The 16,014-nt window shown below is 43.8% G+C and carries 10 protein-coding genes; 7 read left to right on the top strand and 3 right to left on the bottom strand.

The genetic code is table 11. The features are described 5' to 3' along the window. The first annotated feature begins 15 nt into the window (after positions 1-15). The gene (locus tag E2P86_RS12515; protein ID WP_240775504.1) at positions 16-1,860 is read left to right on the top strand and encodes a DUF4859 domain-containing protein; all 1,845 of its coding nucleotides are present in this window, start codon (positions 16-18) and stop codon (positions 1,858-1,860) included. Between the two features lie 70 nt (positions 1,861-1,930). On the opposite strand, the gene E2P86_RS12510 is transcribed toward E2P86_RS12515, so the two are convergent. The 3 genes from E2P86_RS12510 to E2P86_RS12500 all read right to left on the bottom strand — a co-directional run bounded on the left by E2P86_RS12510 (position 1,931) and on the right by E2P86_RS12500 (position 8,354). Continuing rightward, entirely contained in the window at positions 1,931-4,114 is a 2,184-nt protein-coding gene (locus E2P86_RS12510; protein ID WP_085471325.1) for a S9 family peptidase, read from the bottom strand. After that, a complete protein-coding gene (locus E2P86_RS12505) occupies positions 4,107-5,498 on the bottom strand; it encodes an aminopeptidase P family protein (protein WP_134433406.1) in 1,392 nt (463 codons plus the stop codon). The genes E2P86_RS12510 and E2P86_RS12505 overlap by 8 nt, the downstream gene beginning before the upstream one ends. A gap of 144 nt (positions 5,499-5,642) precedes the next feature. Continuing rightward, positions 5,643-8,354 (bottom strand): DUF5695 domain-containing protein, encoded by a 2,712-nt coding sequence (locus E2P86_RS12500; protein ID WP_085471327.1) that lies wholly within the window; start codon positions 8,352-8,354, stop codon positions 5,643-5,645. A gap of 193 nt (positions 8,355-8,547) precedes the next feature. Here E2P86_RS12500 and E2P86_RS12495 point away from each other — a divergent pair, with 193 nt between their 5' ends. The 6 genes from E2P86_RS12495 to E2P86_RS12470 all read left to right on the top strand — a co-directional run bounded on the left by E2P86_RS12495 (position 8,548) and on the right by E2P86_RS12470 (position 16,010). Then, complete coding sequence (locus E2P86_RS12495) at positions 8,548-9,429, top strand: AraC family transcriptional regulator (RefSeq protein WP_085471328.1); 882 nt, start codon at positions 8,548-8,550, stop codon at positions 9,427-9,429. Positions 9,430-9,510: 81 nt separating this feature from the next. Beyond that, positions 9,511-10,410: a dihydrodipicolinate synthase family protein gene (locus E2P86_RS12490; RefSeq protein ID WP_085471329.1), complete on the top strand. Its 900-nt coding sequence runs from the start codon at positions 9,511-9,513 to the stop codon at positions 10,408-10,410. Positions 10,411-10,426: 16 nt separating this feature from the next. Continuing rightward, positions 10,427-11,875 carry an aldehyde dehydrogenase (NADP(+)) gene (locus E2P86_RS12485; RefSeq protein WP_085471330.1) on the top strand — a complete coding sequence of 483 codons (1,449 nt, stop codon included), beginning with the start codon at positions 10,427-10,429 and terminating at the stop codon, positions 11,873-11,875. Positions 11,876-11,888: 13 nt separating this feature from the next. After that, positions 11,889-12,887, top strand: coding sequence for a 4-hydroxyproline epimerase (locus tag E2P86_RS12480; RefSeq protein WP_134433404.1), 999 nt, complete (start codon positions 11,889-11,891; stop codon positions 12,885-12,887). Positions 12,888-12,909: 22 nt separating this feature from the next. Continuing rightward, positions 12,910-14,169, top strand: coding sequence for an NAD(P)/FAD-dependent oxidoreductase (locus tag E2P86_RS12475; protein ID WP_134433402.1), 1,260 nt, complete (start codon positions 12,910-12,912; stop codon positions 14,167-14,169). Positions 14,170-14,189: 20 nt separating this feature from the next. After that, positions 14,190-16,010 (top strand): DUF885 family protein, encoded by a 1,821-nt coding sequence (locus E2P86_RS12470; RefSeq protein ID WP_200811729.1) that lies wholly within the window; start codon positions 14,190-14,192, stop codon positions 16,008-16,010. Positions 16,011-16,014: the final 4 nt, after the last annotated feature.

Genomic DNA, 16,014 nt, shown 5'->3' with positions numbered 1-16,014 from the left:
AAAATCAGAAAAGCGATGATTTCAAAACAAAAAATGAGCCTTGTCCGCCGGCTATGCCTGCTGCTACTGTTGGCTCCTACATTTATTCTTTCGTGCAGCAAGTCGACTGCTGTTCCTGTAGAAGAGCAGAATAATCCTGCCTTGCAGATTTATGTTCCTAATGAGTTTCAAAATATGGATCTCCATAGTGCGGCAAGTACCTGGTCGTACACCCGAAGCAAACAATCGGAACACTTTATCGTATTCTGGGGGAAAGAATACGGCACGACTGATCCTGGAGCCGCAAGTGTAGCAACGGAGTATCGGGTTGATATAGACGATTTACTCGCCAAGGCAGAACAGTTTTATGCGTTAAATATCAATACATTGGGCTTCGCTGAACGCGGTGTTGGTAAGTCGAATTTGGATACGTATAAAATGATGATTTTCTTACATCATACTACCGATTGGATGGCCTATGGGGGCGGTTACGACGATGTTATCGGTGCCTTGTGGATCAGTCCGAGTACCTGTAAGCCTGTTGGGGCAACTATTGCGCATGAAATAGGGCATAGCTTTCAGTATCAGGTACGCTGCGACCTTGGTGTGGGACATGGCTTTCGCTATGGTTTTGGCGGCAACGGTGGGAATGGCTTTTGGGAGCAGACCGCACAGTGGCAAGCCCACCAAAGCTACCCCTTAGAGAACTTCAACTCACATCATTTTTCGGTGTATACACAAAATTATCACCGTCATCAAATACACGAGTTGTATCGGTATGCCAACTACTTTATTCATCATTATTGGGCCGATCGGCACGGGATTGATATTATAGGCCGTATTTGGCGGGGGGCACTGGAACCAGAAGATCCAATTCAGGCATACAAGCGGATTACAGGCATAAATGATAGCCAGTTCAACGATCAGATGTACGATGCTGCGAGTAAGTTTGCGAGCTGGGATATTAATAGCTTGCGGGATTTGGGACAAAATTTCATAGGTAAACATACGTATAAGTTTGATGTACTTAATGATGGACGTTTACAGGTAACGAACGATAAAGCTCCAGGTACCACCGGTTATAATGTTGTACCGTTGGAAGTACCAGCGGCGGGTACCGAGGTTACCATAAATTTTGAGGGATTTGTTAATGAACCGGGATTTAATGCTGTTGATAACGCGGCAAGGGCCGGATGGCGTTATGGTTTTGTCGCTTTACTCAGTAATGGAAATCGGGTCTATGGTACCATGCACAATGCAAAAGTAGGGCAAGCAAAGTTCACCGTACCATCAGGCACAAGTCGTCTTTGGTTTGTTGTTACTGGGGCTCCGACAAGCTACAAAGCGCATGCTTGGGATGATAATGAAAGTAACGATGAACAATGGCCGTATCGCATCGCGGTACAACAAACCAATGTGGTGGGGTATCTTACTTTCGACGCAGATGATGAACCATCTGATATCGTAGTGACGCAAGATGTTTCCTTTCCGCTGGATGCTACAAATTATACAGGAACCAAAATAAGTGTAGACCAAACAGCTTTAGGTAAAGCCTTCCTTTTGCAACCCAGTCAGTTGACATCACTCATTGGGAATAAGGTGAAATTTTATGCCGTTGAGCCTAATGGGACACTAAATGCAACAACGACAGCAAACGGTTATGGACATTGGTTTGGGCAGACAGGCGCTGTTGTGAATTGGGGTGCGAATGCTTTTGTTTTTTCTGAATTCAATGAAAATACATTAGAATTCTCGATTGGTCAATATCCGAATCGACTGACGGTCGGGGAAACTTATACCATTAAACAAGCATTGGTATACGAGCATACACCGAACACCTTTGTAAAAGCTACTTTCGTATTCCGTATTAAGGTTACCTAAGTGTCTTAAACAAAACAAGGCGGAATTTTAAGAAGTAATTCCGCCTTGTTCGTTTAATAGAGAAGTTATACTATCGCGCGCCAGGCGGGCAGTACATACGTAAAAAGTTCGTATAGGTTTTTGCCAAGTGTTCACTCGTACCTTCCCCCTCATTAATCGAATGGCTTCGGTTCGGGTAGGCCATCATCTGAAAAGGCACACCATGTTTCACCAATTCATTAATATATACTTCCGCATTTTGATAATGTACATTATCATCACCTGTACCGTGGACAAGTAATAAATTACCTTTTACATTTTTTGCATAGGTAATTGCCGAACCACGTAAGAAATCTGCTTCATTCTCTTGTGGTAGCCCCATATAACGTTCCTGATAGATGTTATCGTAAAGTAACTGGTTGGTTACCGGTGCTACGGATATTCCTGTTTGGTAGATCTCCGGATATTGCCCGAGGAGATTGAGTGTTGTTGCGCCACCGCCACTCCAGCCCCACACGGCGACACGACTGGTATCAATATATCCCCATTTAAAGACTTCTAAAGCACCCATCGCTTGGTCACGGATATTTAGTATACCGATATTCCGGTATATGGATTTACGCCATTCACGTCCCCGAGGTGCCGGAGCGCCTCTATTTTCCAATGAAATGTAAACATAACCATCAGCGGCCATATTTCCTTCGTAGAGACGGTTGTATCCGGTGTAAAAATTATTTGTCACGGTTTGTGATGCCGGTTCCCCGTATACGTAAAATACAACGGGGTATTTTTTTGTCGGGTCAAAATTTAACGGCTTTACGACCCAGCCGTCCAGCGTAATTCCGTCCACTGTTGTTACCTGAAAGAATTCCGCACGATGATTATCGTCAGGACTCCGTTGATTGGTGCGTCGCGGCGCTACTAATTGTGTGTGTTCAGGTAAGGATACAACAGCGCCCGATGCCTGGTAATTGATGCTGCTGGTGTTGAATAATGCGAGTTTACCATTGGGTGATATCTTATAGTCGTTTGTACCTTGTAAAGAAGCGGGACTGACACGCTGCGTTTGACCTGTGGCAATGGATACGCGGTATAAAAATTTCTCGGTTGCGCTCTTCGGTGAGGCAGAGAAATAAATATCTTGTTTTTGCGTATCAATAAAGTCAATTTGTATCATATCAAAAGGCTCTTTGGTCACCAGTGATGCTTTTCCTTCCATATCGATGGTATAGATCTGGCGAAATCCGCCTTGTTCCGAAACCCAGATAAATGCCTTTCCGTTATTGATCCAATCCCATCCACTCGGATCGCCGTGATTCCATCGTGCTTTTATATCAATCCATGCAGCATCCGTTTCGGTATAGATGGTTTTGCTTTGTCCGGAAGAAGCCTCACTAACAATGATTTTACTTTCATTCTGTTTGCGTGTTAGCTGTTGTAGAATAATGCCCTTAGAATCAAGTAACCACTCCATCCGCGGAATGTAGTGCTGTACAGGATCGCCAGCAATTTTCGCCTGGCTGTTCTCCCGTTTTTTCAAGTCATAAAACCAAATGGTTGTGCCAGACGGATCGAGCCCCACTTTCGGGTATTCTACAGGAATCGTAAACGAGTAGAGGCTATCCGTATTATTGATCATTAAGAAATTACGCGTATGGCGTGCATCCTGCTTCCAATACGCGATCTTACCGCCATCGGGAGACCAACGGAACCCATCCTTTGTGCCAAATTCTTCCTCATAGGCCCAGTCAAATGTTCCATTGATCATGCGGTCTGTTCCATCGGTTGTAATCTGCTGCGGTTTGTAGGTATCCAATGACTCGATGTAAATATTGTGCTTAGAGACATACGCTACTTTTGAACCGTCCGGTGAAAATTTTGCGAACATTAAAGAAGCCGACGGGAGATTTTTCCCCAGCTGCTTAAGGGATTTATCTTTTTTGTTGTAGATCCAATAATCACCCCGTGTATTTTCGCGCCACACCCGTTTGGTGTTTGCGAATAGCAGTACCAACTCGCCATTTGCTGATACCTCAAAATGTTGTACCGATAAAGGCTTCGTGGCGCCAGGAGGAATCAGCAATGCCGGTGGAATAAAAGCTTCCGGCGTCTTTTTGCCGAGAACGTCAACAGTTTCAATGCCGCGATCTGGAGAAAAGAGGTAGTAACCGTTACCATCAGGTGTCCATTGCTGTTGTGCGGATAGGGATAAGGAGGAAAAGAAAAATACACCGATAACCCACCGCGATATTTTACGGTTTAATGATTTATGCATATGCTTGTTTATAATTTTCAATGTCTTCGACAGATTTGATAAGCTCAGGACCTAGTAAGCGATATCCCTCGGGTGTAATCAAGAAATTATCCTCAATACGGATACCACCGAAATGTCTAAATTCTTTTAGTTTATCGTAATTAATAAATTCAGCGAGCTTGTTTTCGGCTTGCCAGATATCAATTAACTCCGGGATAATATAAATTCCAGGTTCGATGGTCAGAACGTAGCCCGCCTCAAGCTCTTTCCCTAGGCGTAGAGATTTTATGCCAAAAGTTGTCGTGTCTTTCGGGTTTTCATCGGTGTAGCCAACATACTGTTCACCCAAATCTTCCATATCGTGGACATCGAGGCCCATCATATGTCCCAGTCCACATTGAAAGAAAAGACTGTGCGCATGTGCAGCTACGGCATCAGCCACATTGCCGCGCATTAAGCCGATATCTTTTAGCCCCTGTACTAATATCTCAGTGGCATGTAGGTGGATAGATTTAAAACTTACTCCGGGCTGAAGCAAGTTGCGTGAACTTTCAAAGGAATCAAGAACAATTTGATACATATCCCGTTGCAAGGGTGTAAAAGTTGTATCAGCAGGGAAGGTCCGCGTTAAATCACTGGCATAACCCAAGCTTGTTTCTACGCCGGAATCATTCAAGACCATGTCCCCTTTGCCAAAGGTGTTATGGTAGTGGTGGTTATGTAAGATTTCACCATGACGTGTTACAATCGGAGGGTAGGCAAAGGAACAATTATGATCGCCGGCATAGTGTTGCATCGCATTTACAATTTCATATTCCTTGGTTCCAATATTTCCTAGACGCATAGCGAGGAGATGCATTTCTGTCGCAACCTGCAAGGCTTTTTCAATCTCTGTAATCTCTTGCGGTTCCTTTATGGAACGCTGGGCAACCACTGCTTTAATCAGGGACACGGACGGCTTGAGGTTGCTGACAGGTACCTGAAGCAGTTCACTTAACCGAATTTTACTACTGGATTGATATGGCGGTAGAAAATGGATGGTTCGCTTGCTGTCTATCGCCTTTTGTATAAAGGTCGAAAGGGACCCCGAAGGGCTGGTCTGTGCGACACCCGATTTGGTACATTTTGCCTGTAATGTCTCTTGTTGCCCCATCCACACGATATCATCTATACTGAGCTCATCGCCAAAAACAATGGATTTATCTTCATCCAGATCAATGATCGCTGCAATAAAGGGAACGGAAAGTCCAAAGTAATAGAGAAAAGTACTGTCCTGACGGAAAGGATAACAATTATCCTTGAAGTTTATGGGGTTGTCAATATTACCGAGGAATAAGACAATGCCGGAAGAAAGGCGATTTCTCAACGCAGCACGGCGTTGGATATAAGTTTCTTTGGAAAACATGATGTTGTTTATTAATACGCTTTAATATATGAGACAAGGACTGTCATACGCTTAGTTATCCATGTCACAGACGAAGTTAACGAAAAAACCTGTGAAGTCATTGTACAACTCCACAGGTTCCTTTTATACATAATATTACGGGACTTAGATTTTTCGCAAAGTCACTTTTGTTGTCGATGCAGGAATAACGTAGCGACCTTGCGGATCCTTTGCCAGACCGTCGATCGTATACTTGCTTTCCGGATTAATATGTAGCAGAACGGAAGGGGTAGCCTTATCAGGCGTGCCTAGTTGTAGTTCTACGGTTTTATTTTTAGGGTGGTAAGAGAGGTTTGCAATTTCCCCTGCGTCGGCTGTCAACCATAGGTTTTCAGCGGCTAGAAAAACACGACCCCGAGAAGCCGTAGTGACTGCAATATCTATTTTTTCTTTCGACTGCTTTAAGTTTCCACTAAAGGCTAGCCAACCAAATTCAGGGTGGTTGAAAATATAGGTTCCGGCATTCACCGCATATCCGTAAAAGCCCGTTCCATAATCACCCGAAATGCCATCGTTGGCAAGTGTCGAAGGGTAGGAGTGAAATGCCGCTGGTCCGAAACCATCTTCGGTCACATTAGCTAAGGCTCCTAAGGTTCCAGCGTGTCCAACACGTAGCAAATAGAAGTCTTGTGGTTGTTGACGGTATTCTGTCAAGACCGGAATTGCGTTTAAAGCAGATCCATAATGATGCAATTGTCTCTCGATACGTGAAAGCTTACCACCATATACAAAATCCCAATACCGACGCGCACTACCATTGTAGCCCCAGTGTGGCACCGTTGGCATATACGCTAAAATAGCATTTAATGTGACGGTTGCTTTATCATCAAATCCAAAGTAACGCGACCATACATAGACTTCCTCTTGTCCGGTAGAGTCCCAAGGCATTTCGCTACCAAAAGGATAATTCAGGGATTTCCAATGTAGCGCTCTTTTCTTCATAACTTCTTCCAGTTTCGCCGCTTCGTTGGTTAAGCCTTCTTTTTTCATATCCAACAAGATCAGTAAGAAAATACTACCTTCCATCTGTCCAAATTGCGCGTAGTAAGGTGCTTTTTCAACCATTGCTATTGCGGTTTGACAGGCCCGGTCAAGATACGTTTGCCATGCTTCTTCGGTCACTAAGCCTTGGTAATTTCGGGCTAAGCGGTACATGACCCAGTGCGCTGCTGCCACATGCGGGTAATTGTACGAGCGGCCAATATTATCTGCTTCTTTTTTCGGCCATGCAGACCAAGTTTTGTAATTAATAGATTCACTGTATGTGCCTTTAGGCATGCTATCCGGTTCGTAATAAAATAAACTTTTTACCACGCCATATTGGTCCTTTCCTTCCTTGTGCTGGATACGTCCATACATGGTCTCATTGACGAAACGTTTAAGCTTTTGGATTTCCTGTGGGTTCGGTTGGACGACCTGTTTCATGATAGCGGCAAGCCAGCTTGCGGCGCCAGCCTCATCACTTAGGCCTGCATACCAGGCGCGTTGCTCTTCGGTAATCAGTTTTTTGGTTTCATAGTCATAGCTAATAACAGAAGGGGAGCGACCAAAGAGATCATTTGGATTTTCGTACCACTGTGTAGTGGTGAGGAATTGCCCCAGATCATTAACAACTTCCTGTTCGGGCTTAATGACTTTGTATTGAATGGTCTGTACCAGCCCGTCAACATAGGTGATTGTCAGTCTAGCACGCCCCCATTGATTTCCTTTTACTTGATAGGCTTGCCATTTGTTTTTCGTTTGATCTAATTTCTCGACCGTCAGTGCGCCTGTTGGAAATACATCGATGCTTTTTATCTTCTTGGCATACTGGATAAAAAGTTTTGCCGGATTGTTGGTCGGCACGACATAGCCAGGCGCTCCAATGGCAACAGGTCTTTGTTGTTGTACCAATGTTTCTTCGATCTGCCGAATGCTTGGAGCTAATGTAAAACGCACGGCATAGGTGGTAGATTGACCTTTACGTAGAACAGTGGAGGTCGGTGTATTCCATTGTTCAACACCTTTCCATTCTGTTTCAGCTAATGCTTTACTATGTATGAGCCATTCATGAAATCCCTCAAAGGTAATGCTGCGAGGCGTAGGATCGCTGTTCAAAGGATTGTAGGCTTCAAAAGAGGCATTCTCTTGCGGAATAACTAAGAGACTGGGGCCATTTCCATGTAATCTATTGATCTGAATGTAACCGGCATCTTTTCCGATATAAGGATCAAAGAAAACATTATCAGCATGTGCTGTGTCCAGGTTTTTCCAATCCATGTTATTATTAAAGATCATGGGAATCCCCAAGGCACCTATTTCGTAGTCCTGCGCGGTATTGTTGGTGATGGTAAAACGTAGGCAAAGATCGCCATTGATATTCTCCCAGTTTCGAACCACCTGTAGCGGAATATCGCCCAATGAAGCCGATATATCAGCTGCGGCAAGAACCTTTCCGGTTGCACCTAAGGGTTTCACCTGCTGACGGCTCTTTGCCGAAGAAAAGGCTGTCCAGCCGTCTGTTCCAACCGGACGTATAGATAAATTGATATCGCCCAGATGGAAAAACTTATCCCGATCGCGTTTCGTCAATAATTCATCGGGGGTATAGTCAAACTTGTTGTCATCTTTTAGTTTGAGTGAAGCAACGGTTTGAGAACTCTTTAAGATACCCAGATTGAGGTTCGTTAAGCTGAAGTTGTCAACACCTTGGTCCACACCTAAAGTTGCCGGTTGCTTTTTAATAGCTTCCCAAAATGGATTCTGTGCGTGAACAATTGTCGTTCCGCCTACAAAACCTATAGAAAGTAGTATAGCTGTTTTGATCAGTTTGTGCATAATTATTGTTCTAAATTGATGATTTTTAAAGGTAGGGTTGTAAAAAAAAATAAATCGACTGATATTTAACCAATTTTGGTCTAATCTTCACCAATATTATTTTCTTGCTTTGTTTGTGTAATTATTTACTGTAAATTACGATAACTAAATTGTAAATTGTGATTAAATGTTAATTATACACTTAACCTGAATTATGATGAAAATGATCCAATTCAATGTTCCGTCGCCGAAAAATAAATCGGTTTATGTTCAAGAAGATAATTTAAGTGAGTTTTATCCATTTTTCCATAAACATGAGGAATATCAATTCATGTGGATTGTAAAGGGAAAAGGAACATTGTATGTCGAGGATAGTTTTCACGATTTTGAAGAAGGAGATATTTTTTTATTGGGGCCTAATCAACCGCATGTATTTAAAAAGAGTATCGACGATTTGGAGGAGAATGGTGTACAGTCGGTTTCCGTCTTTTTTGATACAAATGGTACATTATCCAGTATTTTTCATACGCCCGAATTTGCGGCGTTGCTGGAGTTTGTTACCATGAGTAAAAAAGGGTTTAAGGTTCCAGAAAAATATCGGTCTCGAATAAAAAGAAGAATTGACATTATGCGGAAATCAGACATGATGAATCAGCTCGTTAGTTTTTTCTTTTTAATAAAAGAATTGTACGAGGTTTCTGATGAACTCAGACCATTGTCAGTAATAGCCATCCCGGGTAATGATGAAGGGCAGGGACGGATAAATTCAATTTGCACCTACATTAGATCCAATTTTAGACATAATATTACCTTGGAAGAGATAGCCGAACGCGCAAGTTTGACGCCGCAAGCCTTTTGTCGATATTTCAAGAAACATACAGGGCTCACTTTTGTGAATTACCTGAACCAGCTTCGTATTGAGGAGGCTTGTCAACTTATTTCTGCCGAACGTTACGAGAGTGTCGCGCTAGTCGCTTTTAATTCGGGCTTTAACAGCATAACAAATTTTAATCGCGTGTTTCGAACGGTGACCGGATTTTGTCCGAAAGAATATTACGGACAGGTTAAAAAACGGTTACAGCGGCACGTTAGTTAAAATGTGGTGACTTTTGATTAAAACCTGTGTAGCAATTCCGTGCGATAGGCCATAGTTTTGAAGAAAACATTTTAATTAATTATGGCTAGTATAAATTGGAGCGGAATATTTCCAGCTATGTTGACCCCTTTTGATGAGGACGGTAAAATTGATTTTGCAATGTTATCTATTAACATTGAAGCGCAGATTGCAGCAGGTATACACGGTATAATATTAGCCGGATCTTTAGGAGAAGCTAGCGTATTGACGCCGGGGGAGAAGTTCGAAATTTTAACACATGCTTTGCAGGTGGTTGCAGGTAGAATACCTGTTTTATTAAACATTACCGAGAATACCACTGCGGATGCTATTGCATTTGCGCAACAAGCAGAAAAATTAGGTGCAGATGGTTTGATGGTATTGCCTCCTATGCGTTACCGCGGAGATGATAGAGAAGTTGTTTCCTGGTTTAGAAGTATCGCACAGCATACGAAGCTGCCTATTTTAGTATATAATAACCCCGTTGATTACGCAACATATATTTCGTTAGATATGTTTGATGAATTGTTGCAGGAGCCTAATATACAAGCCGTAAAAGAGTCCACACGGGACTTGACCAATATTACACGATTAAAAAATCGTTTTGGTGATCGCCTCAAAATATTAGCGGGTGTGGATACCATTTTCTTGGAGTCGTTGGCTTTAGGAGCCGATGGTGTTGTTGGTGGATTGGTGGATGCATTCCCAAGAGAGACCTTCGCCATCTTTGATTATGTTAAAAAAGGAGAAGTAGATAAAGCGGTTGCTATTTACAGATGGTTTATGCCATTGTTGGAATTGGATATTCATCCGAAACTTGTGCAGTACATCAAGCTGGCAGCAGCAAAAGAAGGCTTATCTACACCATTCACAAGAGCGCCACGTTTACCGTTGGTTGGGGAAGAAGAAGTACGTGTCAATAAAGTGATCGATGATGCGTTGGCATTAAGACCACAGTTATGATTTTAGGCCTACACAGATGGTTCATGAACAAATTAATACTATAGTCCAGCAGTCAGAGGCTGGGTATCAATATTTACAACAACTATCATTGGCAGAGCGTGCAGCATTAATGCACGCTATTGCCGATGCGGTTGAAGCACTTGATGAGACGCTGATTCAAACGGCACATGAAGAGTCAGCGCTCCCTTTGGCACGCCTGCAGGGCGAAAAGGGGAGAACGGTGGGGCAGTGGCGGAGCTACGCCAATGCCATACGTACCGGTATTTATGCAGAAGCACGTATCGATAAAGCGGGTGAAGGCAAAGCCGATATTCGAAAATATAATAAAGGGATAGGGCCTGTAGCCGTTTTTGGTGCAAGCAATTTCCCTTTTGCTTTTTCTACGGCAGGAGGAGATACGGCAAGTGCGATTGGCGCTGGCTGTTCTGTCGTTTTTAAAGAACATCCCGCACACCCGCGCACATCGCAGCTAATGGCGCAGGCTATCGCTAAAGGGTTGGCCTCATACGGTGCTCCAGAATCTGTCTTTACCTATGTTCAAGGTAGTTCCCATGCTATAGGAGAAGCTTTAGTGCTCCACCCGGCAATCAAAGCCGTTGCCTTCACGGGGTCTTTTCAGGGAGGAAAGGCATTGTTTGACTTGGGCGCCAAGCGGGCGGAACCTATTCCTGTTTTTTCTGAAATGGGAAGCGTCAATCCAGTTTTTGCTTTTCCAGAATATTTAGCGGCGAATCCACAAACGTTGGCGGCTCAATATATTGGCTCACTCACATTAGGTGTAGGACAGTTTTGTACAAACCCGGGTGTTTTTTTAGCCGTGTCGGGAGAGGCCTTCCAGGCTTTTAAATTAGCGGTTAGTGCAGAAATAAACAATATAAGTGAAGCAAAAATGCTTCATGAAGGTATTCAGAAAGCCTACGATCATGGGAAGCATAAACTAACAGGACAGCCCGAGGTGTCTCTATTGGCAACCGGACAGGTGGGAACTGCCACTCTTGCACAAGCAGCGGTATTTGTGACCACAGGAAAAGCTTTTTTAACGAACGAACATCTTTCTGAAGAAGTTTTTGGTCCAACCGGACTTTTGGTGGAGTGTGCAGATGCAGCCGAAATGTATCACATTCTGGATCGCTTATCCGGACAGCTTACCATTACGTTTGCAGCAACAGACACTGATGTTGCGGAACATAAGAACTTTTTTATGCGGGCACAAGAGAAGTGTGGGCGGTTACTGTTTAATGGTATGCCGACTGGTGTGGAAGTGGTATATGGTATGCACCATGGAGGCCCTTTTCCAGCAACGACTGATGCACGGTTTACTTCCGTAGGTCCCGATGCGGTGAAGCGATTTTTGCGTCCTGTCAGTTTTCAGAATTGGCCAAATACCTTTCTACCAGCAGAACTACAAGAGGAAAACCCGCTCCAGATCGCACGCATTGTAGATGGGCAATACCGAATCGATTAAGTAACGAATAAAAATGAAGAAGACTTTTTTTTGTATAGACTCACATACCTGTGGTTGTCCGGTTAGACTGGTGACTGGTGGTACGCCGTTGCTCCATGGAAATACCATGATGGAACGGCGTTTACACTTTATGGCGGAATACGACTGGATTCGAAAAGGACTGATGTTTGAACCGCGAGGACATGATATGATGAGTGGTAGTATGTTGTATCCGCCAGCGGATAGTGCGAACGATATCGGCGTGCTTTACATTGAAACTAGCGGTTGTTTACCGATGTGTGGACACGGTACAATTGGTACCGTAACTATTGCAATCGAGGAAGGCTTAGTGATTCCTAAAGTGCCCGGAAAACTTCGTCTGGAAACGCCGGCGGGCTTGGTCTTGATTGATTACAAACAAACGGGTGCTAAAGTCGATACGGTAAAACTTACCAATGTACGTTCTTTTTTACACAGTGAGGATCTGGTTGTAGACTGTCCGGATCTGGGTGAAATAAGGGTGGATGTAGCTTATGGTGGGAATTTTTACGGTATTATAGATCCACAAGAGAATTTTGAAGATATCAGCGTTTTTACAGCAAGTCAACTGATTCATTATGGAAAATTGATTCGTACCCTACTCAATGAAAAATATGAATTTATTCATCCAGAGAATGCACATATCCATGGTTTAACGCATGTTCAATGGACAGGAAAGCCTACGAAGGCTAATTCTTCGGGAAGGAACGCTGTTTTAGTGGGCGAAAATGCATTGGATCGCTCACCTTGTGGTACCGGAACATCGGCACGTATGGCACAGTGGTATGCGAAGGGGAAGCTTAAGCCTGGACAAGAGTTTGTACATGAGAGCTATATCGGTTCACAATTTATCGGAAAGATAGAGGAGACAGTGACCGTAGCAAATAAACCAGCCATTGTTCCTTCTATAGAAGGATGGGCACGAATTACAGGATACAATACGATCATTATTGATGACGATGATCCCTACAAAGAGGGATTCCAAGTGATGTAAAAATATAGACGAAAACAAGACAGTGAGCCAAGATAAAGGTACAGTATTGATTATTGGAGCAGGGATAGCTGGGCTATCCTCCGCTTTTTATTTGTTGCAGGATGGTTGGAAAGTGACCATTCTCGAAAAAGGTAACCTGGACGATAATTGTTCCTACGGCAATGCAGGAATGATTGTGCCCAGTCATTTTACTCCATTAGCGGCTCCTGGCATGGTATCACAGGGCATCAAGTGGATGTTCGACCGCAAGAGCCCCTTTTATGTACGACCTAACCTCAGTTGGAACCTATTGGACTGGGGAATGAAGTTCATGAAATATGCGAATAAACAGCATGTCGAAAAACAAGCTGTCGCGATTCGGGACTTAAACCTTTATAGCAGTAAGCTTTATGATGCTCTTTCAAATCAACCTGATTTTGACTTTGAACTGGAGCAGAATGGTATTATCATGCTGTACAAGAGCAAGGAGGTTCAACACGAGGAAGTGGAGCTGGCGAAGCGTGCGCAGGATCTGCAGCTTGATGTATCCATTCTGGATGCGGCGGAAGTGCAAGCCTTGGAGCCGAACCTGAAATTGGATGTCCTTGGTGCAGCTTTCTACAAGTGTGATGGAAAGTTATATCCACCGAAGCTGATGCGTCAACTTATTAACTACCTAAAATCAGGTGGCGTAACATTTCATGAGCATGTCGATGTATTACGTTTTGTGAAGGAAGGTAGTAAAGTACGCGAAGTGATAACCGATAAAGGAAGCTTTTCGGGGGACGAGGTTATTATAGCGACGGGTGCTTATTTACCTCAATTAACAGCAAAGCTTGGTTTAAAAACACCTTTAATGCCCGGAAAAGGATACTCCTTTATGTATAATCCGGCAGAAGGAACCACCTTGAAACATGCTGCATTATTGTTAGAGGCACGTGTTGCCGTGACGCCTATGAATGGACATATCCGCTTTAGTGGAACCATGGAGCTTGGTTCTGCCAATGATACCATCTATAGAAATCGAGTACAGGGAATCGTCGAATCAATTCCTAAATACATGCCCGATATTCAAGTTGCCTATCCGGAAGATAAAATTTGGTTTGGTTACCGACCTTGTCCGCCAGATGGTCTTCCTTACCTGGGGCGTGTCGGAAAAATATCGAATGTGAGCCTAGCTGGCGGTGGTGGAATGATGGGGTTGAGCCTGGGCCCTGCATTTGGGAAAGCAGTAGCCGATATCCTTTCCGGAAGACCTACAGAAACTGATATTTCCAACTTTCGCCCCGATCGATTTGATTAACAGACGATAAACCCAAAATTATGATAAACCCACGTTCCTTAACCAAAAAGACAGCAATCTGCTTAGCATTGCTGTTCGCTCAACATACTGTGATGGCACAAAAGCAAAACAGCAAGCAAAACCAAGACCTAAACCAAGCCCCAAACCCAAACCTAAACCTTAATTTATATCAGCACACAACCCCCATTGAACCTCTAATCGTCCAATACAGTCATGACGTACAGGCTATTAACTATTTTTATGGGCCAATGCCGAAAGGATGGGGAAATCAGAGCGCAGCAGAATCACCGGAACAAGTGCAACGGTTGCTTACGTTGGATCGGCTCTATTTGGAAAAGCTACAAGCCTTTCCATATAAGGCGTTGGATAGTAATGGGCAAGTAGATTTTGTGTTGCTAAAACGGAAGGTGAAGCAAGATATTGAACGCCTGACAGCACAACAGGAGACGTATCAACGGTTGTCATCGTACCTTCCGTTTGCGTCAAAAATATATGATTTTGAAAAACTTCGCAGACGCGGAACGACGATAGAGGGAGAGCAGCTGGCTAAATCTATGACAACCGCCGCGAAAGAAGTAAAGGGCGCGATTCAGCAGGTATCTTCGGTGGCAACTATATCGTATAAGGACGTCGATTTTTTGAAGGACGTGCTGCACAGTTTAAAATTACGCTTAAACAGTTCGTTTGATTTTTACAACGGTTATGACCCCATGTTTACCTGGTGGGGCCCTGCTCCACATAAGGAACTTTTAGGACAGTTGGATGCCTATAGTGAGCTGCTCACGAGTAAGAGCGACTGGAAAGTGTTTGACGACGGGAGTCAAATTGGAGGAGCGCCTATTGGGCGAGACGAACTGAATAAGCAGTTAAAAGAAGAGATGATTGCCTATACGGCAGATGATCTATTGCGGCTTGCCGATAAGGAATTTGCTTGGTGTGAGGCTGAATTGCTCAAGGCCTCCCAGGAAATGGGTTTTGGAAAAGATTGGAAGGCTGCACAAGAGAAGGTGAAAAACAGTTATGTGCCGGAGGGTAAGCAGCCGGAGTTGATTTTGAAGTTGTATAACGACGCGCAGGAGTTTATTCGTAAAAACGATTTGATGGATATCCCCGAACTTGCTGATGAAACCTGGGGCATGATTATGATGACGCCTGAACGGCAATTGGTGAACCCTTTCTTTACGGGGGGACGGGAGATTAGTATTTCTTATCCAACAGGAGAGATGACGCAGGAGCAGAAGCTGATGAGTATGCGTGGAAATAACCCGTATTTCTCGCGAGGCACCGTGCAACATGAGCTCAATCCGGGGCATCATTTACAGTATTTTATGAATCGTCGGCATAAGCCTTACCGGGAGCGGGCCTTTAATACCCCTTTTTGGACCGAAGGATGGACATTATATTGGGAGCTGTTAATGTACGACAAAGGGTTTGCCCACACGCCAGAAGAGCGTATCGGTATGCTTTTTTGGCGTATGCACCGTTGTGCCCGTATTACCTTTAGTATTAAGTTCCACTTAGGGGAATGGACGCCCCAGCAGTGCATCGATTATTTAGTGGACCGCGTTGGTTTTGAAAAGGCAAATGCACATGGTGAAGTGAAACGTTCTTTTGAAGGAAGTTATAGTCCACTTTATCAATTGGCCTATTTGGTTGGAGGGTTGCAGTTGATGCAGATTAAACATGAGTTAGTCGATACCGGTAAGTTAACGTACAAAGCGTTTCATGATCGGGTAATCAAGGAGAACTATATGCCGATGGAAATGCTTCGTGCTATTCTGACCAATCAGAACCTATCGCCCGATCATGAGACCGTATGGAAATTTTACGATTTTAAATAAGCAG

It is taken from the genome of Sphingobacterium psychroaquaticum, from assembly GCF_004421025.1.
GTDB lineage: Bacteria > Bacteroidota > Bacteroidia > Sphingobacteriales > Sphingobacteriaceae > Sphingobacterium > Sphingobacterium psychroaquaticum.
The sequence above is the reverse complement of the archived record's forward strand: the minus strand, read 5'-3'. Positions and strand labels throughout refer to the sequence as shown.